At 54.9% G+C, this 24908-nt stretch carries 20 protein-coding genes; 7 read left to right on the top strand and 13 right to left on the bottom strand.

All coding sequences use genetic code 11. From position 1 onward, the window contains the following. The first annotated feature begins 116 nt into the window (after window positions 1–116). The 6 genes from lptD to apaH are packed head-to-tail and all read left to right on the top strand — an operon-like array spanning window position 117 to window position 6926. On the top strand, window positions 117–2492 hold the full coding sequence (gene lptD, locus CUN67_RS03165; RefSeq protein ID WP_254711374.1) for an LPS assembly protein LptD: 2376 nt from the start codon (window positions 117–119) through the stop codon (window positions 2490–2492). A 54-nt stretch (window positions 2493–2546) separates the two neighbouring features. After that, entirely contained in the window at window positions 2547–3842 is a 1296-nt protein-coding gene (gene surA, locus CUN67_RS03160; protein WP_208713970.1) for a peptidylprolyl isomerase SurA, read from the top strand. Beyond that, a complete protein-coding gene (gene pdxA / locus CUN67_RS03155; RefSeq protein ID WP_084872602.1) occupies window positions 3832–4824 on the top strand; it encodes a 4-hydroxythreonine-4-phosphate dehydrogenase PdxA in 993 nt (330 codons plus the stop codon). Before surA ends, pdxA begins: the two co-directional genes overlap by 11 nt. Next, entirely contained in the window at window positions 4817–5641 is an 825-nt protein-coding gene (gene rsmA, locus CUN67_RS03150; RefSeq protein ID WP_084872600.1) for a 16S rRNA (adenine(1518)-N(6)/adenine(1519)-N(6))-dimethyltransferase RsmA, read from the top strand. The genes pdxA and rsmA overlap by 8 nt, the downstream gene beginning before the upstream one ends. A gap of 4 nt (window positions 5642–5645) precedes the next feature. Continuing rightward, window positions 5646–6023 (top strand): Co2+/Mg2+ efflux protein ApaG, encoded by a 378-nt coding sequence (gene apaG / locus CUN67_RS03145; protein ID WP_084872598.1) that lies wholly within the window; start codon window positions 5646–5648, stop codon window positions 6021–6023. Window positions 6024–6074: 51 nt separating this feature from the next. Beyond that, a complete protein-coding gene (apaH, locus tag CUN67_RS03140) occupies window positions 6075–6926 on the top strand; it encodes a bis(5'-nucleosyl)-tetraphosphatase (symmetrical) ApaH (RefSeq protein WP_208713969.1) in 852 nt (283 codons plus the stop codon). Window positions 6927–6984: 58 nt separating this feature from the next. Here apaH and folA read toward each other — a convergent pair whose 3' ends face one another. The 10 genes from folA to ribF all read right to left on the bottom strand — a co-directional run bounded on the left by folA (window position 6985) and on the right by ribF (window position 20776). Further along, window positions 6985–7467: a type 3 dihydrofolate reductase gene (gene folA, locus CUN67_RS03135; protein ID WP_208713968.1), complete on the bottom strand. Its 483-nt coding sequence runs from the start codon at window positions 7465–7467 to the stop codon at window positions 6985–6987. 288 nt (window positions 7468–7755) lie between these two features. Continuing rightward, complete coding sequence (locus tag CUN67_RS03130) at window positions 7756–8898, bottom strand: porin (protein WP_208713967.1); 1143 nt, start codon at window positions 8896–8898, stop codon at window positions 7756–7758. A 236-nt stretch (window positions 8899–9134) separates the two neighbouring features. Next, window positions 9135–12359: a carbamoyl-phosphate synthase large subunit gene (gene carB / locus CUN67_RS03125; protein ID WP_084872587.1), complete on the bottom strand. Its 3225-nt coding sequence runs from the start codon at window positions 12357–12359 to the stop codon at window positions 9135–9137. A gap of 13 nt (window positions 12360–12372) precedes the next feature. Continuing rightward, a complete protein-coding gene (carA, locus tag CUN67_RS03120) occupies window positions 12373–13521 on the bottom strand; it encodes a glutamine-hydrolyzing carbamoyl-phosphate synthase small subunit (protein ID WP_208713966.1) in 1149 nt (382 codons plus the stop codon). 470 nt (window positions 13522–13991) lie between these two features. Further along, a complete protein-coding gene (dapB, locus tag CUN67_RS03115; RefSeq protein ID WP_208713965.1) occupies window positions 13992–14807 on the bottom strand; it encodes a 4-hydroxy-tetrahydrodipicolinate reductase in 816 nt (271 codons plus the stop codon). 266 nt (window positions 14808–15073) lie between these two features. Then, a complete protein-coding gene (gene ispH / locus CUN67_RS03110; RefSeq protein WP_208713964.1) occupies window positions 15074–16027 on the bottom strand; it encodes a 4-hydroxy-3-methylbut-2-enyl diphosphate reductase in 954 nt (317 codons plus the stop codon). After that, window positions 16008–16478, bottom strand: a complete 471-nt coding sequence (gene fkpB, locus CUN67_RS03105; RefSeq protein WP_208717055.1) for an FKBP-type peptidyl-prolyl cis-trans isomerase — start codon at window positions 16476–16478, stop codon at window positions 16008–16010. The genes ispH and fkpB overlap by 20 nt, the downstream gene beginning before the upstream one ends. A gap of 9 nt (window positions 16479–16487) precedes the next feature. Next, a complete protein-coding gene (lspA, locus tag CUN67_RS03100; protein ID WP_084872574.1) occupies window positions 16488–16988 on the bottom strand; it encodes a signal peptidase II in 501 nt (166 codons plus the stop codon). Beyond that, window positions 16988–19807: an isoleucine--tRNA ligase gene (gene ileS, locus CUN67_RS03095; RefSeq protein ID WP_208713963.1), complete on the bottom strand. Its 2820-nt coding sequence runs from the start codon at window positions 19805–19807 to the stop codon at window positions 16988–16990. Before ileS ends, lspA begins: the two co-directional genes overlap by 1 nt. 27 nt (window positions 19808–19834) lie before the next feature. Next, window positions 19835–20776 (bottom strand): bifunctional riboflavin kinase/FAD synthetase, encoded by a 942-nt coding sequence (gene ribF / locus CUN67_RS03090; protein ID WP_208713962.1) that lies wholly within the window; start codon window positions 20774–20776, stop codon window positions 19835–19837. Between the two features lie 318 nt (window positions 20777–21094). On the opposite strand from ribF, the gene rpsT reads away from it, so the two are divergent. Beyond that, complete coding sequence (rpsT, locus tag CUN67_RS03085) at window positions 21095–21358, top strand: 30S ribosomal protein S20 (RefSeq protein ID WP_208713961.1); 264 nt, start codon at window positions 21095–21097, stop codon at window positions 21356–21358. A gap of 60 nt (window positions 21359–21418) precedes the next feature. On the opposite strand, the gene nhaR is transcribed toward rpsT, so the two are convergent. The 3 genes from nhaR to dnaJ all read right to left on the bottom strand — a co-directional run bounded on the left by nhaR (window position 21419) and on the right by dnaJ (window position 24829). Beyond that, entirely contained in the window at window positions 21419–22312 is an 894-nt protein-coding gene (nhaR, locus tag CUN67_RS03080) for a transcriptional activator NhaR (protein WP_208713960.1), read from the bottom strand. Window positions 22313–22333: 21 nt separating this feature from the next. Further along, window positions 22334–23506 (bottom strand): Na+/H+ antiporter NhaA, encoded by a 1173-nt coding sequence (gene nhaA / locus CUN67_RS03075; RefSeq protein ID WP_208713959.1) that lies wholly within the window; start codon window positions 23504–23506, stop codon window positions 22334–22336. 177 nt (window positions 23507–23683) lie between these two features. Continuing rightward, window positions 23684–24829 (bottom strand): molecular chaperone DnaJ, encoded by a 1146-nt coding sequence (gene dnaJ, locus CUN67_RS03070; protein ID WP_208713958.1) that lies wholly within the window; start codon window positions 24827–24829, stop codon window positions 23684–23686. Window positions 24830–24908: the final 79 nt, after the last annotated feature.

Here is a 24908-nt window from a genome sequence, read left to right as displayed (position 1 = left end):
CCTAACGGCAACGCGGACAGACAAGGATTAACACTGGCGCAACGCCGGGCAGTAAGTTAGTCTCTGACCGGATTGTCGGCATGATGCCAGTTTTCATGGAATTATCGAAACCGCGTATGAAAAAACGTATACCTACCGTGCTGGCTACCATGATTGGTGCAGCGTTATACAGTCAGTATTCACTGGCCGACGACTTAATGTCGCAGTGTATGCTGGGCGTGCCGAGCTTTAACCGCCCGCTGGTTAATGGCGACACGAACTCGCTGCCCGTCACGATTCATTCTGACACGTCTAAAGGGAACTATCCCAACGACGCGGTGTTTACCGGCAATGTCGATGTACAGCAGGGTAACAGCCGCCTGAATGCCGACGAAGTGCAGCTGCATCAGCGCCAGCCGGAAGGGCAAACCACCCCGGTGCGTACTGTCGATGCGTTGGGTAATGTGCACTACGATGACAATCAGGTCATCCTGAAAGGTCCGAAAGCCTGGTCGAATCTGAATACCAAAGACACCAACGTCTGGAACGGTACCTATCAAATGGTGGGCCGTCAGGGGCGTGGTGATGCTGACCAGATGAAACTGCGTGGCGACAATCGTTATACCATCCTCGAAAACGGCAGCTTTACCTCGTGCCTGCCTGGCTCCAATAGCTGGAGTGTCGTCGGTTCTGAAGTGATTCAGGACCGCCAGGAAGAAGTGGCCGAGATCTGGAACGCGCGCTTCAAACTGGGCAATGTGCCGGTGTTCTACAGCCCGTATATGCAGCTGCCGATTGGCGATCGCCGCCGTTCCGGTTTCCTGATCCCTAACGCAAAATACAGCAGCACCAATGGCTTCGAGTTCATGCTGCCGTATTACTGGAACATTGCGCCGCAGGCCGATGCCACCATTACGCCGCACTACATGAGCAAGCGCGGCATGCAGTTGCAGAACGAATTCCGTTATCTGACTCAGTTCGGTGGCGGTTTGATGGAACTGGATTATCTGCCATCAGATAAACAGTACGATAACGATAAAGCGGTGCGCGGTATTTCGCAGGATGCCAGCTCCGATCGTTGGTTGTTCTACTGGCGTCACGCCGGTGTTTACGATCAACACTGGCGCTTCAATGCCGACTACACCAAAGTGAGCGATCCGTACTACTTCACCGATCTCACCTCGAAGTACTACAGCTCCACCGATGGCTACGCGACGCAGAAATTCAGCGTGGGCTATGCGGACACCAACTGGGACGCGACGCTCTCTACTAAAGACTTCCAGGTCTTTGGCAGCACCAGCACCAGCAACGTTTACCGTGCGATGCCGCAGCTCGATCTGAATTACTACCAGAACGATATCGGGCCATTTGATGGACATATTTATGCGCAGGCGGTGAAATTCACTAACGTGAATAGCCGCATGCCAGAAGCGACGCGTTTGCATTTCGAACCGACGCTGGATCTGCCGTTGTCGAATGGCTGGGCCAGCCTCGATACCGAAGCCAAGCTCCTCGCGACGCATTACCAGCAGGACGGCATCGATTATTACAACAATTCACTGGCACAGGACAGCACCGTCAGTGGTCAGTTGAAAGACTCGGTTAACCGCACGCTGCCACAGTTTAAAGTCGATGGTCGCCTGGTGTTTGACCGTGATATGGACTGGGCTGAGGGCTACACCCAGACGCTGGAACCGCGCGTACAGTACCTTTACATTCCGTACCGCGACCAAAGCAATATCTACCCGTATGACTCAACGCTGCTGCAAACCGACTACACCGGTCTGTTCCGCGATCGCACCTACAGTGGCCTCGATCGCATCGCTTCAGCCAATCAGGTGGCAACCGGTGTCACCACCCGAATTTATGATAACGATCTGGTTGAACGTTTTAACGTTTCTGTTGGTCAAATCTACTCGTTTACCCCATCGCGGACTGGTGTTAACCAGACCGACGCTGAAGATGACACCGGCAGCCTGATCTGGGCCGGTGACACTTACTGGAAAGTAAGCGATCGCTGGGCCGTGCGTGGCGGGCTGCAATACGATACCCGCCTTGATAACGTGGCGCAGGGCAATGCGGTGCTGGAGTATCGTCAGGACGCCGATCGTATGGTGCAGCTGAGCTACCGCTACAGCAGCCCGGAATACGTGGCACAGGCGCTGAATGATTCAAGCCTGCTGACTAACCCGATCTATAAAAACGGGATCTCGCAGGTGGGTGCCACTGCCAGCTGGCCGATTGCCGATGCCTGGTCGCTGGTGGGTGCATATTACTACGACACCCGCAACAGCAAGCCAGCGGATCAGCTGCTGGGCCTGCAATATAGCTCCTGCTGCTACGCGATCCGTCTTGGCTACGAGCGCAAAATCAACGGTTGGGAAAACAACGAAAGTAAGTATGACAACCAAATCTCATTCAACATTGAGCTACGTGGCCTTAGCTCCGACTATGGCTTAGGCACCCATCAAATGCTGCGTCAGGGCATTATCCCTTACCAGCAGGGTTTCTGATGTTGTGATGTTTGACAGGCTATCCCGCAGTGCGGAAACAACAATGGATAAAGTATGAAGAACTGGAGAATGCTGATTCTTGGTGTGGCGGTTGTCGCTAACACCGCGTTCGCAGCCCCGCAAATGGTAGATAAAGTTGCCGCCGTGGTGAATAACGGCGTGGTGCTGGAGAGTGACGTTGATAGCATGCTGCGCACCGTGAAAGCACAGGCACAGCAAGCTCATCAGCAATTGCCGGATGACAACACCCTGCGTCATCAGATCCTTGAGCGCCAGATCATGGATAGCATCATTCTGCAAATGGGTGAAAAAGCGGGCCTGCAGGTCAGCGACCAGCAGCTGGACGAAGCGATCCAAAACATCGCCGGTCAGAACCATATGACCCTCGATCAACTGCGCAGCCGCATTGCCTACGACGGTATCAACTACAACGAATATCGTGCGCAGATCCGTAAAGAGATGATGATCTCTGAAGTGCGTAACAATGAAGTCCGTCGTCGCGTCACCATTCTGCCGCAGGAAGTGGATACGCTGGCGAAGCAGGTGGGTTCACAGAACACCCAGGGTACTGAGCTGAACGTGAGCCAGATCCTGCTGCCGCTGCCGGAAAACCCCACGCAGAAACAGGTTGATGATCAGGAAGCACTGGCTCATCAGCTGGTGGGTGAACTGCAAAAAGGCGCTGACTTCGGCAAGCTGGCTGTGACCTATTCTGCCGATCCGCAGGCGCTGAAAGGCGGCAACATGGGTTGGGCCAAAATTGAAGAGCTGCCAACCCTGTTCTCCCAGGCACTGGCAACCGCGAAGAAAGGTGATGTGGTCGGTCCCATCCGCTCAGGCGTTGGCTTCCATATCCTGAAAGTGAACGATCTGCGTGGTGAGAGCAAAAACATCTCCGTCACCGAAGTGCACGCACGTCATATTCTGCTGAAACCGTCACCGATCCTGACTGATGATCAGGCACGTGCCAAACTGGAAGAGATCGCGGCTGACATTCGCAGCGGTAAGACCACTTTCGCTGCGGCGGCCAAACAGTATTCGGACGACCCAGGTTCAGCGAATCAGGGTGGCGATCTGGGCTGGACTTCTCCGGAAGCCTTTGATCCGGCTTTCCGCGATGCGTTAATGCGTCTGCAGAAAGGCCAGACCAGCCAGCCGGTTCACTCTTCATTCGGCTGGCACCTGATTCAGCTGCTGGATACCCGTCAGGTTGATAAAACTGACGCCGCGCAGAAAGAACGTGCCTATCGTCTGCTGTTTAACCGTAAATTCGCGGAAGAAGCGCAAACCTGGATGCAGGAACAGCGCGCCAGTGCTTACGTGAAGATTCTGGACAACAATGGTCAGTAATTATCGTGTGGTGATCACTCCCGGCGAGCCTGCCGGGATTGGTCCTGATTTAACCGTGCAACTGGCTCAGCGTGACTGGCCAGTTGAACTGGTGGTGTGTGCCGACGGCGAACTGTTGCGTCGCCGTGCCGCGCAGTTAGGTTTACCGCTGACGCTGCGTGATTACCAACCCGGTGTCGCCCCCCAGCCACAGCAGGCCGGTTCGCTGACGCTGTTACAGGTCGATACCGCCCAGCCGGTGACGCCCGGTGAATTGACGGTTGCCAACAGCCACTACGTGCTGGAAACCCTGGCGCGCGCCTGTGACGGCTGTCTGAATGGCGAATTTTCCGCCCTGATTACCGGCCCGGTGCACAAAGGTGTGATCAACGATGCCGGTATTCCCTTTACCGGGCATACCGAATTCTTTGCCGATCGCGCTGGTGGCGATCGCGTGGTGATGATGCTGGCCACCGAGGAGCTACGGGTGGCGCTGGCAACCACCCATTTGCCGCTCAAAGATGTTTCAGCAGCCATCACGCGCGACAGCCTGCATGAAGTGATCACCATTCTGCATCGTGATATGCAGCAAAAGTTCGGTCTGCCGAACCCGCATATTTTCGTCTGCGGCCTGAATCCGCACGCGGGCGAAGGCGGCCATATGGGCCGCGAAGAGATCGACACCATCATTCCGGCGCTGGACGAATTACGCCAGCAAGGCATCCAATTGACCGGCCCGCTCCCCGCTGACACCCTGTTCCAGCCCAAATATCTGCAACATGCTGATGCGGTGCTGGCGATGTATCACGATCAGGGCCTGCCGGTGCTAAAATTTCAGGGGTTTGGCCGCGCGGTGAATATCACGCTGGGCCTGCCCTTTATCCGTACCTCCGTTGACCACGGTACCGCGCTGGAACTGGCCGGACTGGGCCAGGCGGAGCCGGGCAGCTTTATTACGGCGCTTAACCTCGCCATCACTATGATCAAGAGCAGTAATGAATAATCGCGTCCATCAGGGGCATTACGCCCGTAAACGTTTCGGGCAAAACTTCCTGAACGATCAGTACATTATCGACAGCATTGTCTCCGCCATTCATCCGCAAAAAGGTGAAGCCCTGGTGGAGATCGGCCCTGGCCTTGGCGCATTGACTGAGCCGGTGGGCGAGCGTCTGGATGCACTGACCGTGGTGGAACTGGACCGCGACCTTGCCGCACGTTTGCAAACGCATCCGTTCCTCGGTCCTAAACTGACCATCTTCCAGCAGGATGCGATGACCTTTGATTTCTCTGCGCTGGCGCAGGAGAAAGGCCAGCCGTTGCGTGTTTTCGGCAACCTGCCGTACAACATCTCAACACCGCTGATGTTCCACCTTTTCAGCTATACTGGTTCGATTAAAGATATGCACTTCATGCTGCAGAAAGAAGTGGTCAACCGTCTGGTGGCCGGACCGGGCAGCAAAGCCTATGGTCGACTCAGCGTGATGGCGCAGTATTATTGTCAGGTGATCCCGGTACTGGAAGTGCCGCCACAATCTTTCACGCCACCGCCCAAAGTGGACTCTGCGGTGGTACGCCTGGTGCCCTTTACCCAGCCGCAACATCCGGTCAGTGATGTGCGTCTGCTCAGCCGCATTACGACTGAAGCCTTTGGTCAGCGCCGTAAAACGCTGCGCAATAGCCTGAGTCACCTGTTTACTGCGGGTGCGCTGGATGCACTGAATATTGATGCGACCCTGCGTGCAGAAAACGTCTCGGTAGCACAGTATTGTCAACTGGCCAACTGGCTTGGCAATCATCAGGCAGCAACCCCGGAGAACTGAGTGCATGAGTGAACTGGCCCGCGTCTGTATCCAGGTACAAAGCCTGTATGTGGAGTCGCAATCGTCACCTGACGAGGAGCGCTACGTGTTTGCCTACACCATCACCATCCGCAATCTGGGACGCAACAGCGTCCAGCTACGCGGCCGCTACTGGTTGATCACCAACGGTAATGGCCGTCAGACCGAAGTTCAGGGCGAAGGTGTGGTGGGTGAACAGCCTCATATCGCCCCGGGCAACGAATTTCAATATACCAGCGGCGCGATCCTTGAAACGCCGATGGGCACCATGCAAGGCCACTACGTGATGATCGATGAGGAAGGTGAAGAGTTCTTTGTCGAAATCCCGGTATTCCGGCTTGCGGTACAAACCCACATCCACTAATCCTTCTCCGCCCGGTCCATCCGGGCGGCGCGTTTTAACCGGACTGACGTAATGAGTACATACCTGATTGGCGATATTCACGGCTGTTACGACGAGCTTCGTGCCCTTTTGGCGCAGGTTGATTTCGATCCGCAGCAGGATACCCTGTGGCTGACCGGTGACCTGGTGGCGCGCGGCCCTGGCTCACTCGACGTGCTGCGCTACGTGAAATCGCTGGGGGATTGCGTACGGCTGGTGCTGGGCAACCATGACCTGCATCTGCTGGCGGTGTTTGCCGGTATCAGCCGTAACAAACCGAAAGATCGCCTGACCCCCTTGCTGGAAGCTGACGATGCCGATGAGCTGATCAACTGGTTGCGTCGCCAGCCGTTGTTGCAGGTGGATGAAGAGAAAAAGCTGGTGATGGCGCATGCGGGTATCACGCCGCAGTGGGATCTGGCGACGGCAAAAATTTGCGCGCGCGAAGTGGAAGCGGTGCTTTCCAGCGATAGTTATCCGCTGTTCCTCGATGCCATGTATGGTGATATGCCCAATAACTGGACGCCGGAACTCAGCGGGCTGTCGCGCCTGCGGTTCAGCACCAACGCGCTGACGCGTATGCGTTTCTGCTTCCCGAATGGCCAGCTGGATATGATCTGCAAAGATACGCCGGAGTCTGCCCCACCCCCGCTCAAGCCCTGGTTTAAGATCCCAAGTCCGGTAGCACAGGATTACACCGTGGTGTTTGGTCACTGGGCATCGCTGGAAGGCAAAGGGACGCCGGAAGGGATTATCGGTCTCGATACGGGTTGCTGCTGGGGCGGCACGCTAACGTTGCTGCACTGGGAAACGCAGCAATATTACGTCCAGCACTCCAACCGCGAACAGGCGATGGCGCAAAGCGCGACACATCCACGTCCGTAGCGGCGCGATTTATCGCGCTGTTTTTTAAAATACGCGCGATAAATCGTTCTGCCGTTAATTAACGGCGGCGTTCCAGAATCTCAAAGCAGTAGCTGTGCGAATTCTGCGCGTCGGCATCATGGAATTCACTGAAGGTTGACTGCCACTCATCCGGTTCGTAGTCCGGGAATTGCGTGTCACCTTCCACTTCCGCGTCGATATGAGTGAGATAGAGACGATCGGCGCGCGGCAGCATCTGCTCATAAATACGCCCCCCCCCAATCACCATCACCTCTTCAGCATCGCCTGCCGCATTGACGGCATCTTCCAGCGACGTCACCCAGGTCACGCCATCATGACTGCCCGGCTGGCTGCTGACCACAATATTCAGGCGTCCCGGTAACGGGCGGCCAATGGATTCAAAGGTCAGGCGGCCCATAATCACAGGCTTGTTCAGGGTGTTACGTTTGAACCAGGCCAAATCAGCCGCCAGGTTCCAGGGCATGGCGTTTTCCATACCGATGATGCGATCTGCTGCCAGTGCCGCGATCAGACTAATCATGTTAAAAGACCTACAGGAAAAAAATTGGCGCCATCATACGTAAAGGCGAAACTTTCGTCGATAGGGCGAACTCGCTATTTACGTAAAGCTCCTTTGCCACCGCATTTTTGTTATTGGACAGAGTTTTACACCGCTTTTCTCACCAATTTCCGAAAGAGGCGCCATAAATGGGTAGAGAAACGGCACAAGGCAGCGTGAAAAGGGGATCTTGCGTGTATGCGCCTGTAAAGAAAAGCGCACTCCATGCAACAAATGAAAACGGCTCCCGCAGGAGCCGTTGAGACAGGGTTAGAAATCGTAGCGCAGACGCACCAGATTCATGTTACCCAGTGATTTGTCAGTGCTGGAAGTGATCACATATTCATAGTCAACACGGAAGCCGTAGTCGAGCTGGAACGAGACACCCAGACCATTGTCGATACGCTGGTAGTCACGGTCATTAACGTATTGCAGACGGTCACCCATAAAGTACGGCTGAATGGATTTGACCGCATACTGACCAATCGGGAATTTATAACCCGCAAAGTATTCCACGCCCCATGCATCACCGGCGAAGTAGTTATGAACCGTTGATTTATGTGTGGTCAGGAAGTTCTGATAGTAACCAACGCCAGCAGACAGCGTCCAGTTGTCCGGTGTCCAGCTCAGCGCCGTACCGTAGATGTTCTGGTTGTAATTTTTGTCATCACCCGTTGAAGTGTTACGCATTTCAGCACGCGTGTAGTTCCACGCAGTACCCCAGGTCAGGTTTTTGGTGATGTGGTAATCCGCACCCAGCGAGCCGCCGCCTTTACGTTTGTAACGCAGGTAGTTGCCACGCAACAGATCATCGTCACTGAACAGGTATGATGCATAAACATCAACCTTGCCAAAGGTGTTTTTGTATTTCAGCTGTTTACGCGCACGGTAGGAGCCGTCGTAGTCACCATTGACACCATTACCTGGTGCCTGGGCCAGCATATCGTAGTCCCAGATATCGGTCTTCGCACCAACCACATCATAGTAGACGCTGTTCTGCTGACCGAAAGTCAGCTGACCCCAGGTGGCACTCTTGAAGCCGGTATACAGTTGACGGCGAGTGGTGTTGTTCGCACCGTCGGCATAGTGATTATCCCAGCCCCACCACGCCGGGAAGTTAACGCCCAGCTCGTAGTAACCTACCCAACTTATATCATCAAACAGATAATAATTGGCGGTGAAACGGAAGCGGGAACCGCCGTCATAGCCATTACGCTTGTAAGATTGGTCGCTTACGCCGGCTTGATGCTGGAACTGCGGACGAATACTACCGCCGACCTGGAAGGTGAGACGGCTAAGCGGATCGTTAGCCTGCGGATCCGCCTTCAGCAGAGTAACTTCAGCCTGGCTGGCAAGTGGTGCCGCTGCGACCAGCGCAGCAATGGCGGTGAGTGTGAAAGCACGCATTTTCATTTTTTATATCTATCCCAGTTACGCTCGAAAAGATGAGCGACTGAGATACTAAGGCTAGCGGCCTCGCTTTCTATTTATAAATTCGTGCTAATAAATGTGTGGACAATAAATACCGCATCAGGCGCTAAAAAATCTTAAAATCATAATATTGTCATAAACTAATGTTATGCAAAGATTAACAATAGCGAAAAAAACGGCCCCTTTCGGAGCCGTTATTTGTAACAATCGTTTAGATATCAACCATTGATTTGCGCATGCATTTCCTGCACGGAAATCACCTTCTCGGTTGGGTCCGCATTCAGCGCCATCGCTGTGGCAAAACCGCCATTCAGGGTGGTGTCGTAATGAACTTTGTATTGCAGCGCACTGCGGCGAATCAGTTTGGAATCTTCAATCGCCTGACGACCTGCGGTGGTGTTAACGATATAGGTATACTCGCCGTTCTTCAGGCGATCCTGAATATGCGGACGACCTTCGTGCACCTTGTTCACCAGACGCGGGTTAATCCCGGCTTCGCCCAGTACCACCGCCGTACCGTGAGTTGCATCCAGCTCAAAACCAAACTTCAGCAGTTTTGCTGCGAGGTCAACGATACGCTTCTTATCGCCTTCACGAACTGACAGCAGCGCACGACCTGATTTCTTCATGTTGCTCTGCGCACCCAGCATCGCTTTAGCGAAGGCTTCAGCGAAGGTACGACCGACACCCATGACCTCACCGGTAGAACGCATTTCCGGGCCGAGGATCGGGTCAACGCCCTGGAATTTGTTGAACGGCAGCACCACTTCTTTTACGGAGTAGTACGGCGGGATCACCTCTTTGGTGACACCCTGCTCAGCCAGGGTTTTACCAGCCATCACACGCGCTGCCACTTTCGCCAGCGGTACACCGGTCGCCTTGGAGACGAACGGTACGGTACGTGCCGCACGCGGGTTCACTTCAATCAGGTAAACTTCGTTATCCTTCACCGCGAACTGCACGTTCATCAGACCACGCACGTTCAGTTCGAACGCCAGTTTTTCTACCTGCTGACGCATCACGTTCTGAATATCCGCATTCAGGGTGTAAGCCGGCAGTGAACAGGCTGAGTCACCGGAGTGAACCCCCGCCTGCTCGATGTGTTCCATGATGCCGCCAATCAGCACACGCTCGCCGTCGCAAATCGCATCCACATCCACTTCAACTGCGTCATCGAGGAAGCGATCCAGCAGTACCGGCGCATCGTTAGAAACCGATACCGCGGTCTGGAAGTAACGCTTGAGGTCGATTTCGTCGTAAACGATTTCCATCGCACGGCCACCCAGTACGTAGGACGGGCGCACCACCAGCGGATAACCGATGCCAACCGCTTTTTCTACCGCCTGCTCCAGCGTGCTGACGGTGGCGTTGGCAGGTTGTTTCAGGTTCAGACGCTCAACCGCCTGCTGGAAGCGCTCACGGTCTTCCGCACGGTCAATGGCATCCGGGCTGGTGCCGATAACCGGCACACCCGCCGCTTCCAGCGCACGCGCCAGTTTCAGCGGAGTCTGACCACCGTACTGTACGATCACGCCTTTAGGTTGCTCAATACGCACGATTTCCAGCACATCTTCCAGCGTTACCGGCTCGAAGTAGAGACGGTCAGAGGTATCGTAGTCGGTTGATACGGTTTCCGGGTTACAGTTAACCATGATGGTCTCAAAACCATCTTCACGCAGCGCCAGCGCCGCATGTACGCAGCAGTAGTCAAACTCAATGCCCTGGCCGATACGGTTCGGACCGCCGCCCAGCACCATGATTTTGTCGCGATCCTGGTTCGGATTGGCTTCGCACTCTTCTTCATAAGTCGAGTACATATAAGCGGTGTCGGTGGCGAATTCTGCCGCACAGGTATCGACACGCTTATAAACCGGGTGCAGGTTGAACTGCTGACGCAGTTTGCGGATTTCACCTTCTGCGACGCCAGCCAGCGTTGCCAGACGTGCATCAGCGAAACCTTTACGCTTCAGCGCACGCAGGAAAGTCGCATCCAGTGACTGCACGCCTTCACGCGCGACCTGCTCCTCGAGACGGACCAGTTCCTCAATCTGCACCAGGAACCAGCGGTCAATATTGGTCAGGTTGAATACGCCATCGACAGACATACCCGCACGGAACGCATCCGCGATGTACCAGATACGGTCAGAACCGGCATCCTTCAGTTCGCGGCGGATACGGGTCAGTGCTTCAGCATCGTCCAGGCTCACTTTCGGGTCGAAGCCATTGGCACCCACTTCCAGACCGCGCAGCGCTTTCTGCATCGATTCCTGGAAAGTACGGCCAATCGCCATCACTTCACCGACAGATTTCATCTGAGTCGTCAGACGATCGTTGGCTCCGGCAAATTTCTCGAAGTTGAAGCGAGGAATCTTGGTGACAACGTAGTCGATGGACGGCTCAAACGAGGCCGGGGTACGGCCACCGGTGATGTCGTTCATCAGTTCATCGAGGGTGAAGCCCACCGCCAGTTTTGCCGCCACTTTAGCAATCGGGAAGCCGGTCGCTTTGGAGGCCAGCGCCGAAGAACGTGACACGCGCGGATTCATTTCGATGACAATCAGGCGACCATCTTTCGGGTTAACCGAGAACTGCACGTTGGAGCCGCCAGTCTCGACGCCGATTTCACGCAGTACCGCCAGCGAGGCGTTACGCATGATTTGATACTCTTTGTCGGTCAGGGTCTGAGCCGGGGCCACGGTGATGGAGTCACCGGTGTGGATCCCCATCGCATCGAAGTTTTCGATGGAGCAGACGATGATGCAGTTGTCGTTTTTATCACGCACCACTTCCATCTCGTACTCTTTCCAGCCAATCAGCGACTCGTCAATCAGCAGCTCATTGGTCGGCGACAGATCCAGGCCGCGCTCACAAATCTCTTCAAACTCTTCACGGTTATAAGCGATACCGCCACCAGTGCCGCCCATCGTGAAAGAAGGACGGATAATACACGGGAAGCCAACGTCTTCGGCCACGGCCAGTGCTTCTTCCATGGTGTGGGCGATACCTGAACGCGCGGTATCCAGGCCGATGCTTTTCATCGCCACGTCAAAACGACGGCGGTCTTCGGCTTTATCAATGGCGTCGGCGGTCGCACCAATCATGGTCACGCCGAACTCTGCCAGCACGCCCTGACGCTCCAGCTCCAGCGCACAGTTCAGCGCTGTCTGGCCGCCCATGGTCGGCAGCACTGCATCCGGGCGCTCTTTTTCAATGATTTTACGTACCACTTCCCAGTGAATCGGCTCGATATAGGTCGCATCGGCCATTTCCGGGTCGGTCATAATGGTTGCCGGGTTAGAGTTCACCAGAATGACGCGGTAGCCCTCTTCACGCAGCGCTTTACACGCCTGCGCACCGGAGTAGTCAAATTCACATGCCTGGCCGATAACGATCGGACCTGCGCCAAGGATCAGGATGGATTTTATGTCTGTACGTTTTGGCATCGTTAGCTCCTGATTACTTCGCGTTAGAACGGTAGGCTTCGATCAGTTCGATAAAGTGATCGAACAGCGGTGCTGCATCGTGCGGGCCTGGGCTGGCTTCCGGATGTCCCTGGAAGCTGAAGGCCGGTTTATCGGTACGGTGAATGCCCTGCACGGTCTGGTCAAACAGTGACACATGCGTCACACGCAGATTTGCCGGTAAGTTGCTTTCATCAACGGCGAAACCGTGGTTCTGGGCAGTGATCATCACGGTGTTGTTATCGAGATCTTTGACCGGATGGTTACCGCCATGATGGCCCAGTTTCATTTTGATGGTCTTCGCACCACTCGCCAGCGCCAGCAGCTGATGGCCGAGGCAGATGCCGAATACCGGGATGTCGGTATGCAGGAAAGCCTGAATGGCGTTGATAGCGTAGTCGCACGGCTCCGGGTCACCCGGACCATTGGAGAGGAAAATACCGTCCGGATTCAGCTTCAGAACGTCTTCCGCAGAAGTTTGCGCCGGAACCACCGTCAGGCGGCAGCCGCGATCCACCAGCATGCGCAGAATGTTGCGCTTCGCGCCAAAATCGTAGGCGACAACGTGGAACGGTAATTCTTCTGCAGATTTCTGCTCCGGCAGGTCGCCTTGCAGCGTCCAGCTCCCCTGCTGCCACGCATAGGTTTCGGCCGTCGTCACTTCTTTCGCCAGGTCCATGCCTTTCAGGCCCGGGAACGCCTGCGCTTTCTGCAATGCCAGCGCGGCATCCGGCTTGTCACCGGCGATGATGCAGCCGTTCTGTGCCCCTTTCTCACGCAGCAGACGCGTCAGCTTGCGGGTATCGATATCGGCAATGGCGACGATGTTGTTGCGCTGCAAGTAGGCTGACAGACTTTCTTCACTACGGAAGTTGCTGGTAATCAGCGGCAGATCGCGAATAACGAGGCCCTGAGCATGAATTTGGCTGGATTCTTCGTCGGCGGCGTTAGCGCCAACATTGCCGATATGGGGATAAGTGAGGGTGACGATCTGGCGGGAATAGGAGGGATCAGTGAGGATTTCTTGATAACCGGTCATTGACGTGTTGAAAACGACCTCCCCCACTGCCGATCCCGTTGCCCCGATGGCCCGACCGTGGAATTGGGTTCCGTCTTCCAGAACCAAGAGCGCTGACTTAATCAAAACATCCTCCAGGGAATAAACAGTCACAATATTTGCATATTAATTCAAAATACTGTCCTGAATCAATGCAAAAACCGCCTGAATGGTCGATTTTTGGCAAATTGCGCGCATTCTAATGATCGACCTGCACCTTGTCTACCCTGAGACGGTATTTTTTTGTTTTTTTCGGGCAACTGAATGTTAAAAGCCACAATAAGCGACAAAAGAGAGAGACAACTGGGAAAAATAAACGGTTGCGAGGCGGAAATAATCTTGAAATGGTGCTAGCGAGTGGAAAATTTTGACCAAATGGTCAAAAACGATGTTTTACAGGATGAAAAGCGTTCAAAAACTCAGTAAAAAATGCGACTCAAACAAAAACTAATCTATAACGGTTATTTTCAAGATAAAATAAAGGGCAATAATAATATTGCCCTATTCAATCAATATCTTACCGATTGAAATAACCACATCACGATGGTTCACAACACTCACAACATCGATAAATCCAGCACATCACGCATATCATAAAGGCCAGATTTCTTGTCTTTAAGCCAGGAAGCGGCTTTAACGGCTCCATTTGCAAAGGTCATGCGACTGGAAGCCTTGTGGGTAATCTCTACACGTTCGCCGATATCTGCAAACATCGCGGTGTGCTCACCGACGATATCGCCTGCACGGACGGTAGCAAAACCGATGGTCTGCGCTTTGCGCTCACCGGTATGGCCTTCACGCGCGTAGACTGCGTGCTCGTCCAGTTTCCAGTCCATCGCTTCGGCAATCGCTTCACCCATTGCCAGCGCTGTCCCTGATGGTGCATCAACTTTATGACGGTGATGCGCTTCAACGATTTCAATATCAGCGTAATCGCCCATCACTTTCGCCGCCTGTTTCAGCAGCTCCAGCACCAGATTCACGCCTACACTAAAGTTTGCCGCGAACACGATGCCAATCTCTTCCGCCGCAGCGCGAATGGCGGCTTTACCGGCTTCATCAAAACCAGTGGTGCCAATCACCATTGCTTTCTGGTGCTGGCGACAAAAGGCCAGGTACTCCAGCGTGCCTTCCGGGCGGGTGAAATCGATCAACACGTCGAAATCATTCACCACCTGCTGTAAATCGGCGGTGACCATCACCCCGGTTTTCCCGATTCCCGCCAGTTCACCGGCGTCACTACCGATCAGCGACGAACCGCTGCGAGCCAGCGCGGCACCTAACACTACGCCTTCCGCCTGCTGCGCAGCCTGAATCAAATTGCGTCCCATACGACCCGGCGCACCAACAATAGCAATGCGGATTTCACTCATATTTATTCATTCCTGATACAAATCTATGCATGCAAAGCGCAAACAGGTTAACGGTGAGATAACAGTCACGCCACAATAAAAAAGGGATAATAAGAATTTTATGCCAGCCGCGTCAGATTATCAGTAAAAGCAATCTCACCAGGTGGAAATGGGTCTGCGCGGACGGCAGATAATGAAAAGGCAGAACGATGTCTGCCAGTTGTAGCGGCGCGATTTATCGCGCTTTTTTCAGAAAGACGCGCGATAAATCGCGCCGCTACGAACGGTTACTGCACGTTGCGAACTTCGACGCGCAACTCTTTTGGCACTTCAAACACGATGTTTTCTTCACGGCCAATCAGCTCAATCGCCGCTTCGCCGCCGAACTCGCGCAGGCGCTGAATCACCTGCTGCACCAGAATATCCGGCGCAGAAGCCCCCGCCGTCACGCCAATGGTGGTCACGCCTTTCACCCACTCTTCCTGAATATCGTCGGCAGAATCGATCAGCTTAGCCAGTTTACCGGCACGCTGCGCCAGTTCGGCCAGACGGTTGGAGTTGGAAGAGTTTTTCGAACCGACCACCAGCACCACTTCAGCATCACGCGCCAGCACGCGTACCGCTTCCTGGCGGTTGGTGGTAGCGTAGCAGATATCATCCTTACGCGGACCGATGATCGCCGGGAAACGCTGACGCAGCGCATCAATCACATCAGAAGTATCATCCACCGACAGCGTGGTCTGGGTCATAAAGCACAGGTTGCTTTCATCTTTGACAGCCAGTTTGAACACGTCTTCCGGCGATTCCACCAGATACATGCCACCGTTGGGGTTGTTGTACTGCCCCATGGTGCCTTCCACTTCCGGATGCCCGGCATGACCAATCAGAATGGCTTCAACGCCTTTACGGCTGGCGCGCGCCACTTCCATATGCACTTTGGTCACCAGAGGACAGGTGGCATCAAACAACATGGTCAGGTTACGCGCCTTCGCTTCGGCACGGACCGCCTGCGATACCCCGTGGGCAGAGAAGATCAGGATGGCGTCATCCGGCACTTCACTGATTTCTTCGATAAAGATGGCACCGCGCTCGCGCAGGCTGCTCACCACGTAGCGGTTATGGACGACTTCATGGCGAACATAGATAGGCGCACCGTACATTTCCAGCGCGCGCTCCACGATACTAATGGCGCGATCCACGCCCGCGCAGAAGCCGCGTGGGTTAGCTAACAGGATTTGCATCGCTGGCCTCCAGCACCGGATCGATCTCCAGCACTTCAATTTCAAACTGAATGCGCTGCCCCGCCAGCGGGTGGTTGAAATCCACGGTGATGGAATCACCCGAGACTTCACGGATCACCCCCGGCATCTCGCTGCCACCCATGCCGCTGAATAGCATAATGGCACCGACTTCCGGCTCTCCCGCATCAATAAAATCACGACGGGAGAAGTATTGGATCAGGTCCGGGCTGATGCCACCGAAGGCATCCTCCGGTGCCAGGGTAAAACCGTGCTTATCGCCGACTTTACGTCCCAGCAGTTCCTGCTCCAGCGCTGCCGACAGGCTACCATCGCCCAGACGAAACAGCGCGGGTTTGCCGTTGGCGCGCGTTGATTCCGCTGTCGAGCCATCTTCCAGCTTCAGCGTAAAATGCACCAGCAGGGCGCTATCGCGCTGTACAGTGTCTGTCATCATTTACCCTTAATCTTTAACCTGTTTGCCTTTCGGGCTAAAGAAGCCCTCCAGCACCACCAGCGCCGCGCCGATGCAGATCCCGCAGTCGGCGATGTTGAAGGTCGCGAAGTGCCAGTCACCGATATAGAAGTCGATAAAATCGACCACGAACCCGTGGTAAGCACGATCAAACAGGTTACCTAATGCCCCGCCGATAATCAGCGCGTAAGCGATGTTGGTTAACTTGTTGCGGGCAGGATTGCGATACATCATGACCAGTAACGCGACCACAATCGCGATCGCGATACCGGCAAAGAACCAGCGCTGCCAGCCGCCTTTGTCCGCCAGGAAACTGAACGCCGCGCCATAGTTGTGCGCGTAGAACAGGTTCAGGAACGGCATCAGCGACCGCGTTTCGTGCAGCATCATGTTATTCATGACCCACTGCTTACTGGCGAAATCGACAACAATCACCACCAGCACCAGCCACAGCCAGCGCAATCCGGTTGAGAGAATAGCTTTACTCATCAGGCAAACTTACGCTCTTCGCCGTTACCGGCCACGTTGGTGTAACAACGTCCGCAGACCGCCGCGTGTTCCGGGTTCTGACCAACGTCGGTAGTGTAATGCCAGCAGCGCGGACATTTCTCGCCTTCTGCTTTATGCAAGGCGATTTTCAGACCTTTCAGCAATTCGCTCTGCTGTGCTTCGTCGCTCGCGGTGGCGTAATCCGCCACCGTGGCACCGGAGGTCAGCAGCACAAAGCGCAGCTCATTGCCCAGCGCCTGCAGTTTGGCCGCCAGTTCAGCATCGGCGTACAGCGTAACCGTCGCTTCCAGCGAGCCACCGATACGTTTATCACCACGCGCCTGCTCGATGACCTTGTTCACTTCACCGCGGACTTTCAGCAGTTCAGCCCAGTAAGCATCGTTCAGCGCTTCGTCTGTCGCCAGACCAAACAGGCCGTCGTACCACTCTTCGGTAAACACGTATTGCGCGCGATCGCCCGGCAGGTAACCCCAGATTTCATCCGCGGTGAAGGACATGATCGGTGCCATCCAGCGAACCAGCGCTTCCACGATGTGCCACAGCGCGGTCTGGCAGCTGCGACGCGCCAGGCTGTCGCCCTTCGCGGTGTACTGACGGTCTTTGATGATGTCGAGGTAGAACGACCCCATCTCAATCGAGCAGAACTGCATCAGACGCTGGATAACTTCATGGAAATCATAGTTGGCGTAGGATTCCACGATGTCCGCCTGTGCAGCCTGTGCACGGCCTACAGCCCAGCGATCCAGTACCACCATCTCTTCCGGGCTGACTTTATCCGTCGCCGGATTGAAGCCGCTCAGGTTAGCCAGCAGGAAACGTGCGGTGTTACGGATACGACGATAGGCATCCGCTGAACGTTTCAGGATCTCATCGGAAACCGCCATCTCACCGGAGTAATCGGTTGAGGCGACCCACAGACGCAAAATGTCTGCGCCCAGCTTGTCCATCACATCCTGCGGCGCGACGGTGTTGCCGATGGATTTCGACATTTTGCGGCCCTGACCATCAACGGTAAAACCGTGAGTCAGTACCTGGCGATACGGCGCTTTGCCTTTCATCGCGGTGGAAATCATCAGTGAAGACATAAACCAGCCGCGATGCTGATCCGAGCCTTCCAGATACATATCCGGGCTATGGCCTTCAAATTCCGGACGGGCGTCAACCACGGCATAGCTGGTTGATCCTGAATCGAACCACACATCCAGCGTATCCGGCACCCTGGTGTAGTTGTCAGCGTCGTCGCCCATCAGATCGCGCGGATCGAGATCCCACCACGCCTGGATGCCATCCTGCTCCACACGCTGTGCCACTTTCTCCATCAGCTCCAGCGTATCCGGGTGCAGCTGCTCGGTCTCGTTGTGGACGAACAGCGCCATCGGCACGCCCCAGGTGCGCTGACGGGAGATACACCAGTCCGGACGGTTAGCCACCATCGCTTCAATACGTGCCTGGCCCCAATCCGGGATCCACTGCACGCCTTTGATCTCTTTCAGCGACTGCGCACGCAGGCCTTTCTGATCCATGCTGATAAACCACTGCGGCGTCGCACGGAAGATGATCGGCGTTTTATGACGCCAGCAGTGCGGATAGCTGTGCAGCAGTTTTTCCACATGCAACAGCGCGCCTTTTTCTTTCAGCAGCTCAACGATCATATCGTTGGCTTTAAATACGTTAACGCCGTCCAGCGTCGGGTAAGTGCCCGGCAGATACGCGCCATCCGGGCCAACCGGGTTAGCGGTTTCCAGACCGTATTTCTGACCAATCACGTAGTCATCAGGACCGTGGCCCGGAGCGGTGTGCACCGCACCCGTACCGGCTTCGAGGGTGACGTGTTCGCCCAGCACCACTTTCGACTGGATGTTTTCCAGGAAAGGATGCTGGAACAGTTGCAGCTCCAGCGCTGAACCTTTGCATTCACCCAGCACGCGCCACTCGCTGATACCCGCGCGCTTCATCACGCTTTCGACCAGATCTTTGGCGAGGATCAGGCTACGGCCTTCGATCTGCACCAGCTGGTATTCAAACTCCGGATGCAGGGAGATACCGCGGTTGGCGGGCATGGTCCACGGGGTGGTGGTCCAGATAACCAGAGAAACCGGGCCTTCAGACGCGGTGACGCCAAATTTAGCGCGCACGGCATCGGCATCCAGCGCGTTGAACATCACGTCGATGGACGGGGAGGTTTTGTCGTAATATTCGACTTCCGCTTCCGCCAGCGCCGAACGGCAATCCAGACACCAGTGCACCGGCTTCGCGCCTTTATGCAGGTGACCATTGCCGATGATTTTGCCCAGCGCGCGGATGATGTTGGCTTCAGTCTGGAAGTTCATGGTCAGGTACGGACGATCCCAGTCACCCAGTACACCAAGACGGATAAAGTCTTTTTTCTGCCCTTCCACCTGCTCCGCCGCGTATTGACGGCAGGCTGCACGGAATTCCGCCGCGCTGACTTTCTCGCCCGGCTTACCAATCATCTGCTCAACTTTGTGTTCGATCGGCAGACCGTGGCAATCCCAGCCCGGTACATAAGGCGAATCAAAGCCCGCCATGCCTTTCGACTTAACGATAATGTCTTTCAGAATCTTGTTAACGGAGTGACCAATATGAATGCTGCCGTTCGCGTAGGGAGGGCCATCATGCAGAATAAAGGTTTTTTTCCCTTTTTTGGCTTCGCGGATGATGCCGTACAGGTTGTCATCATACCAACGTTGCAGCATTCCCGGTTCGCGTTTAGCCAGATCGCCACGCATCGGGAACCCCGTTTCCGGCAAATTCAGGGTAGATTTATAGTCACTCATCAGATTCTCGGTTCCGTGTTTCGGTCATTAAACCTTTGTTTTTAGCCCAAAAAATTGGCGGGCCGTCACCACATCTTTCGCTATTTGTTCTTTCAGGGCGTCCAGCGAGGCGAAACGCTGTTCGCTGCGAATCTTATGCCTTAGCACCACTTCAATGTGACGCCCATAAAGATTCATATTTGTGTCGAGCAGGTGAACTTCAAGCTGCTGACGCAGGCCTTTTACCGTCGGGCGTGTACCAATGTTGGCAACACCAGGGATAGGTTCGTCACCCAGGCCCAGTACTTCAACCGCAAATACGCCTTTAACCGGCGTTACCGTGCGGCGTAAAGGGAGATTCGCGGTGGGAAAACCAATGGTGCGCCCCAGTGCATCACCGTGCACGACGCGGCCTGAAATGCTGAAGGGATGGCCCAGCAATGCCTGCGCCTGAGCAAAGTCATCCTGCGCCAGCGCCTGCCGCACCGCGGTACTGCTGATGCGTATACCAACCCCATCACAAAAGGTCTGGGTGCTGATGACATCAAAGCCAAATTCCGTACCGGCTTTCTGTAATAACAGGAAATCACCCTGGCGACCAGCACCAAAGCGGAAATCATCGCCGACCGCGAGGAATTTGACGTTCAGCTTCGATACCAGCAGTTCAGCGATAAAGCTCTGCGCCGAATGGGCAGCGAAACGGCGATCGAAGCGGACACATAACACCTCATCCACGCCTGCCTGCTGAAAATACTTCAGCTTTTCACGCAGACGTGTCAGGCGTGCCGGCGCTTTATCACCCGCAAACAGCTCCAGCGGCTGTGGTTCAAACAGCATCACTATCACCGGCAACTGGCGCTTACGGCCCTCTTCAATCAGCTCTGCCATCAATGCCTGATGGCCACGATGGAAACCGTCAAAATTACCAATGGTCAGGACGCAGCCGCGATGCTGCTCATTGAGATTGTAAATACCGCGGATAAACTTCATGGCTGACTCAAACCGGTGGAAATCGGCGGATTATACCCTTGAATAGCGTTCAGGTTAACCCGTATACGTGCCTTTCCTGCGTCTGTGACAGCTTATTCCGCGTGCAGGCAGGGGCTTAGGTGCGATCTTGAGAATTTTATTGCGAAATACTGTATTCAACGAGGTGATGCTGGTAGAATCTTGCGCCATCAATTACGTAACCGGGTGTCGTTTGTAAAACGGCGCTTATTTGCACAAATCCATTGACAAAAGAAGGCACAAAAGGCATAGTCCTCGGCCTTTGATTTGTCCATATAGAACACATTTGGGAGTTGGACCTTGGCTAATATCAAATCAGCTAAGAAACGCGCCGTAACATCTGAGAAACGTCGCAAGCATAACGCGAGCAACCGTTCTATGATGCGTACTTTCATCAAGAAAGTATACGCGGCTATCGCAACAGGCGACAAAGCTGCTGCGCAGAACGCATTCAACGAAATGCAACCAATCGTGGACCGTCAGGCTGCTAAAGGTCTGATCCACAAAAACAAAGCTGCACGTCATAAATCAAACCTGACTGCGCAGATCAACAAACTGGCTTAATCGCCCGTCTGTTAATCGCTTTGTGAAAGAACCGGCGCTTAGCCGGTTTTTTTATGTCTGTTATTTGCCGCTGAACAGCGTGCTGAAGTCACCATGACAGATGCGCTGCACCGCCGGATGCTGGATCATACGCTCGGCAAAAATCACGTGATACTCCTCCATCACCGTATCCAGACGCCCCAACTCCTGAATGGTATCATCGCGATAAATGGCATCGCCGTAGAGCGTAGGAGCGACAAAAATCGCGTTATGCTGCGCACCAAACGCCTTCATCAATGCCGCATCATCAAACTCGCCAAGAATCTCAACCTGTAATCCCTGGCTATGAATCCAGTTCAGTAGCTTGCGTCCCAGCATGGAGCGGCGGCCCGGAATCAGCAAACGCCGCTGTTCCAGGCAGGCAGGAAATGCCTGTTCCGGCCAGGGCGCGCTACACCAGAAACTGACCGGGCACTCGCCCAGTTTGACCGAGAACAGCCCCTCCTGCTGCGTCGAATCAATCGGGCAGTCGGAGACAATCATATCCAGCTTATGCTGGCTCAGTTGCTCCAGCAGCATCTCATGCGTCGATTCAAAGCAGCGCAGATGAATCTTCTCATCGGCCACTACCGCCGCCTCCAGCACCTTACTGACCAGTTGCTTGGACAGCGCATCGGCGATGCCGACATCAAACAGCAGATGGGACTCCTTGCGGTAATTCACGATATCGAGCATTTCCTGGCTCAGCATAAACATGCGATCGGCATAGCGAAACACCAGCTGCCCCAGCTCCGTCGGGACCAGCCCGCGTCCCTGACGGCGAAAAAGTTTGCCTTGCAGACGATCTTCCAGCGCCTTGATCTGCCCGGTGATGGTTTGCGGCGTGAGAAATAGCGCCTCCGCCGCACCGACAATCGACCCCTCACGGCAGACATGCCAGAAGTAATACAGATGGTTGTAGTTGATATGTGACATCTGCGCTCTCCCTGCGTCAGCTTATGCCGCCTGACGCGGCAGACGTCGCCACAGCAGGAAATAACCGACAATGGCCGAGATTATCGATCCCAGCAAGATACCCAGCTTCGCCAGCGTGATCAGCTGGGGAGCGGCCTCACCATAGGCCAGAGAGGCAATAAAGATCGACATGGTAAAACCGATGCCGCACAGCACGCCGACGGCAGCGATATCGCGTAGCGAGGTATTATCCGGCAACTTCGCTACCCCGGTTTTTACGCCAAGCCAGCAAAACAGCGTGATGCCAAGGGGCTTGCCGATAAACAGCCCCAGCATGATGCCGAGCGGCAGCAGCGAGAACAGGCTGCCGGGCGTCACTCCCGCCAGCGAAACGCCCGCGTTGGCGAAGGCAAACAGCGGCAGAATCAGCCAGCGTACCCATGGATGCAACGCGTGCTCCAGATGGATGGCCGGGGAATGCCCCTCTTTCTTCTTCAGCGGGATCAGGAAACCGACCACCACGCCCGCCAGCGTGGCATGCACGCCAGATTTCAGCACCGCAGTCCACAACACCAGCCCCACCAGCAGATACAAACCGGTATTACGCACATTCAGCAGGTTCATGATGCCCAGCACCACAATCGCCCCTGCTGCTACGCCCAGCGACAGCACGGAAAGATCGCTGGTATAGAACAGCGCGATAATCACGATAGCGCCCAGATCATCAATGATCGCCAGTGCCATCAGGAAGATCTTCAGCGCGGGAGGAACCCGGCTGCCCAGCAATGCGAGGATACCCAACGCGAACGCGATATCGGTTGCCGTGGGAATGGCCCAGCCGCTGCGAGTGGCAGCATCGCCGATGTTAAATAGCAGGAACACTAAACCGGGTACCACCATACCGCCCAGCGCCGCAATCAGCGGGAAAATCGCCTGATCGCGTCTGGCCAGCGCACCCATCACCATTTCGCGCTTCACTTCCAGGCCGACCATCAGGAAAAACACCGCCATCAGTGCATCGTTGATCCACAGCAGCAAATTTTTGCTGATATCCAGCGCACCAAAGCGGAACTCCACCGGAATATTCAGCAGGTCGAGATAGCCCTGGTGGGTGCTGGCGTTGTTAGCCAGCAGCATGGCAATGGCCGCCGCAATAATCAGCACGACGCCGCTGCTGGCGTCGCTGTTAAGAATTTTTTTCAAACGGATATTCACGTCCAGATTCCTTGTTATAAGCGAATGGTAAAAAGGCGATTAGCTTAACGACAATATTAACTCGAAAAAAACAGATTATTTATTAGGCCAGGTTCGAAAAAACCGAATGATTGCGGGAAAACAGGCAATAAAAAAGCCAGCGACTCAGCGCTGGCTTCAGGGATAACGCAGAAAAACTTAGCGGGTTAAGTCGTCAAAAAACTTCTTCACGCCGTCAAAGAAGCTCTTGGAACGCGGGCTGTTTTTCTCACCGGTCGGGCCGCCAAAACTCTCTTCCAGTTCGCGCAACAGCGCTTTCTGTTTGTCATTCAGGCTGACCGGAGTTTCCACCACCACGCGGCACAGCAGATCACCCACCGCACCACCTCGTACTGATTTCACGCCTTTACCACGCATACGGAACAGTTTGCCGGTCTGCGTTTCTGACGGCACTTTCAGCTTCACACGGCCATCCAGAGTCGGCACTTCAATCTCGCCGCCCAGGGCTGCCATCGCGAAGTTGATCGGCACTTCACAGTACAGGTTGTTATCTTCACGTTCGAAGATCGGGTGTTTTTTCACCGAAACCTGAACATAAAGATCGCCAGCTGGCGCGCCATGTTCACCCGCTTCCCCTTCTCCGCTCAGGCGGATACGGTCACCGGTATCAACACCCGCGGGGATTTTCACCGACAGGGTTTTTGAGCGCTCAACGCGACCGTGACCATGACAGGCGTTGCACGGATCTTTGATCACCGAGCCGCGGCCATGGCAGGTCGGACACGCCTGCTGCACGGTAAAGAAGCCCTGACGCATCTGCACCTGACCAGCACCATGACAGGTCGGACAGGTTTGCGGTTGCGTTCCGGCTTTCGCGCCGCTGCCGTGGCAGACATCACACTCTTCCAGGGTTGGAATGCGGATCTCTTTGGTCACGCCGCGCACCGCTTCTTCCAGCGTCAGGTCCATGTTGTAGCGTAAATCAGCGCCACGGGCAGCGCGCTGACGGCGGCCACCACCAAAAATATCGCCAAATACGTCGCCAAAGATATCGCTGAAATCAGCACCACCGCCGCCGAAGCCGCCGCCGCCAAATCCACCACCGCCCATGCCGCCTTGTTCAAACGCCGCATGACCGTACTGGTCGTAGGCCGCACGCTTCTGCGCGTCGGTCAGAATTTCGTAGGCTTCTTTAACTTCTTTGAATTTCGCTTCGGCTTCTTTATCGTCCGGGTTACGGTCCGGGTGATACTTCATCGCCAGGCGCTTATACGCCTTTTTGATTTCGCGCTCATCTGCCGATTTAGAGACGCCTAAGATCTCGTAAAAATCACTCTTCGCCATCTTCTGCCCTTAACATGATCGCACGGGCGTGGAGAGATCTCCTACGCCCGTGCTGGTTTCAACGGCTGTCAGGCCAGCC

Source organism: Pantoea cypripedii (assembly GCF_011395035.1).
In the GTDB taxonomy this organism is placed as follows: Bacteria; Pseudomonadota; Gammaproteobacteria; order Enterobacterales; family Enterobacteriaceae; genus Pantoea; species Pantoea cypripedii_A.
The sequence above is the reverse complement of the archived record's forward strand: the minus strand, read 5'-3'. Positions and strand labels throughout refer to the sequence as shown.

What these genes read in the sequence shown, in the direction of transcription:
- ispH (WP_208713964.1), bottom strand. Translation starts at nt 16,027, where the DNA reads ATGCAAATCCTGTTAGCTAACCCACGCGGCTTCTGCGCGGGCGTGGAT.
- ribF (WP_208713962.1), bottom strand. Translation starts at nt 20,776, where the DNA reads ATGAAGTTTATCCGCGGTATTTACAATCTCAATGAGCAGCATCGCGGC.
- ileS (WP_208713963.1), bottom strand. Translation starts at nt 19,807, where the DNA reads ATGAGTGACTATAAATCTACCCTGAATTTGCCGGAAACGGGGTTCCCG.
- CUN67_RS03130 (WP_208713967.1), bottom strand. Translation starts at nt 8,898, where the DNA reads ATGAAAATGCGTGCTTTCACACTCACCGCCATTGCTGCGCTGGTCGCA.
- apaG (WP_084872598.1), top strand. Translation starts at nt 5,646, where the DNA reads ATGAGTGAACTGGCCCGCGTCTGTATCCAGGTACAAAGCCTGTATGTG.
- folA (WP_208713968.1), bottom strand. Translation starts at nt 7,467, where the DNA reads ATGATTAGTCTGATCGCGGCACTGGCAGCAGATCGCATCATCGGTATG.
- dapB (WP_208713965.1), bottom strand. Translation starts at nt 14,807, where the DNA reads ATGAGTGAAATCCGCATTGCTATTGTTGGTGCGCCGGGTCGTATGGGA.
- fkpB (WP_208717055.1), bottom strand. Translation starts at nt 16,478, where the DNA reads ATGACAGACACTGTACAGCGCGATAGCGCCCTGCTGGTGCATTTTACG.
- lspA (WP_084872574.1), bottom strand. Translation starts at nt 16,988, where the DNA reads ATGAGTAAAGCTATTCTCTCAACCGGATTGCGCTGGCTGTGGCTGGTG.
- apaH (WP_208713969.1), top strand. Translation starts at nt 6,075, where the DNA reads ATGAGTACATACCTGATTGGCGATATTCACGGCTGTTACGACGAGCTT.
- rsmA (WP_084872600.1), top strand. Translation starts at nt 4,817, where the DNA reads ATGAATAATCGCGTCCATCAGGGGCATTACGCCCGTAAACGTTTCGGG.
- nhaR (WP_208713960.1), bottom strand. Translation starts at nt 22,312, where the DNA reads ATGTCACATATCAACTACAACCATCTGTATTACTTCTGGCATGTCTGC.
- surA (WP_208713970.1), top strand. Translation starts at nt 2,547, where the DNA reads ATGAAGAACTGGAGAATGCTGATTCTTGGTGTGGCGGTTGTCGCTAAC.
- lptD (WP_254711374.1), top strand. Translation starts at nt 117, where the DNA reads ATGAAAAAACGTATACCTACCGTGCTGGCTACCATGATTGGTGCAGCG.
- pdxA (WP_084872602.1), top strand. Translation starts at nt 3,832, where the DNA reads ATGGTCAGTAATTATCGTGTGGTGATCACTCCCGGCGAGCCTGCCGGG.
- dnaJ (WP_208713958.1), bottom strand. Translation starts at nt 24,829, where the DNA reads ATGGCGAAGAGTGATTTTTACGAGATCTTAGGCGTCTCTAAATCGGCA.
- carB (WP_084872587.1), bottom strand. Translation starts at nt 12,359, where the DNA reads ATGCCAAAACGTACAGACATAAAATCCATCCTGATCCTTGGCGCAGGT.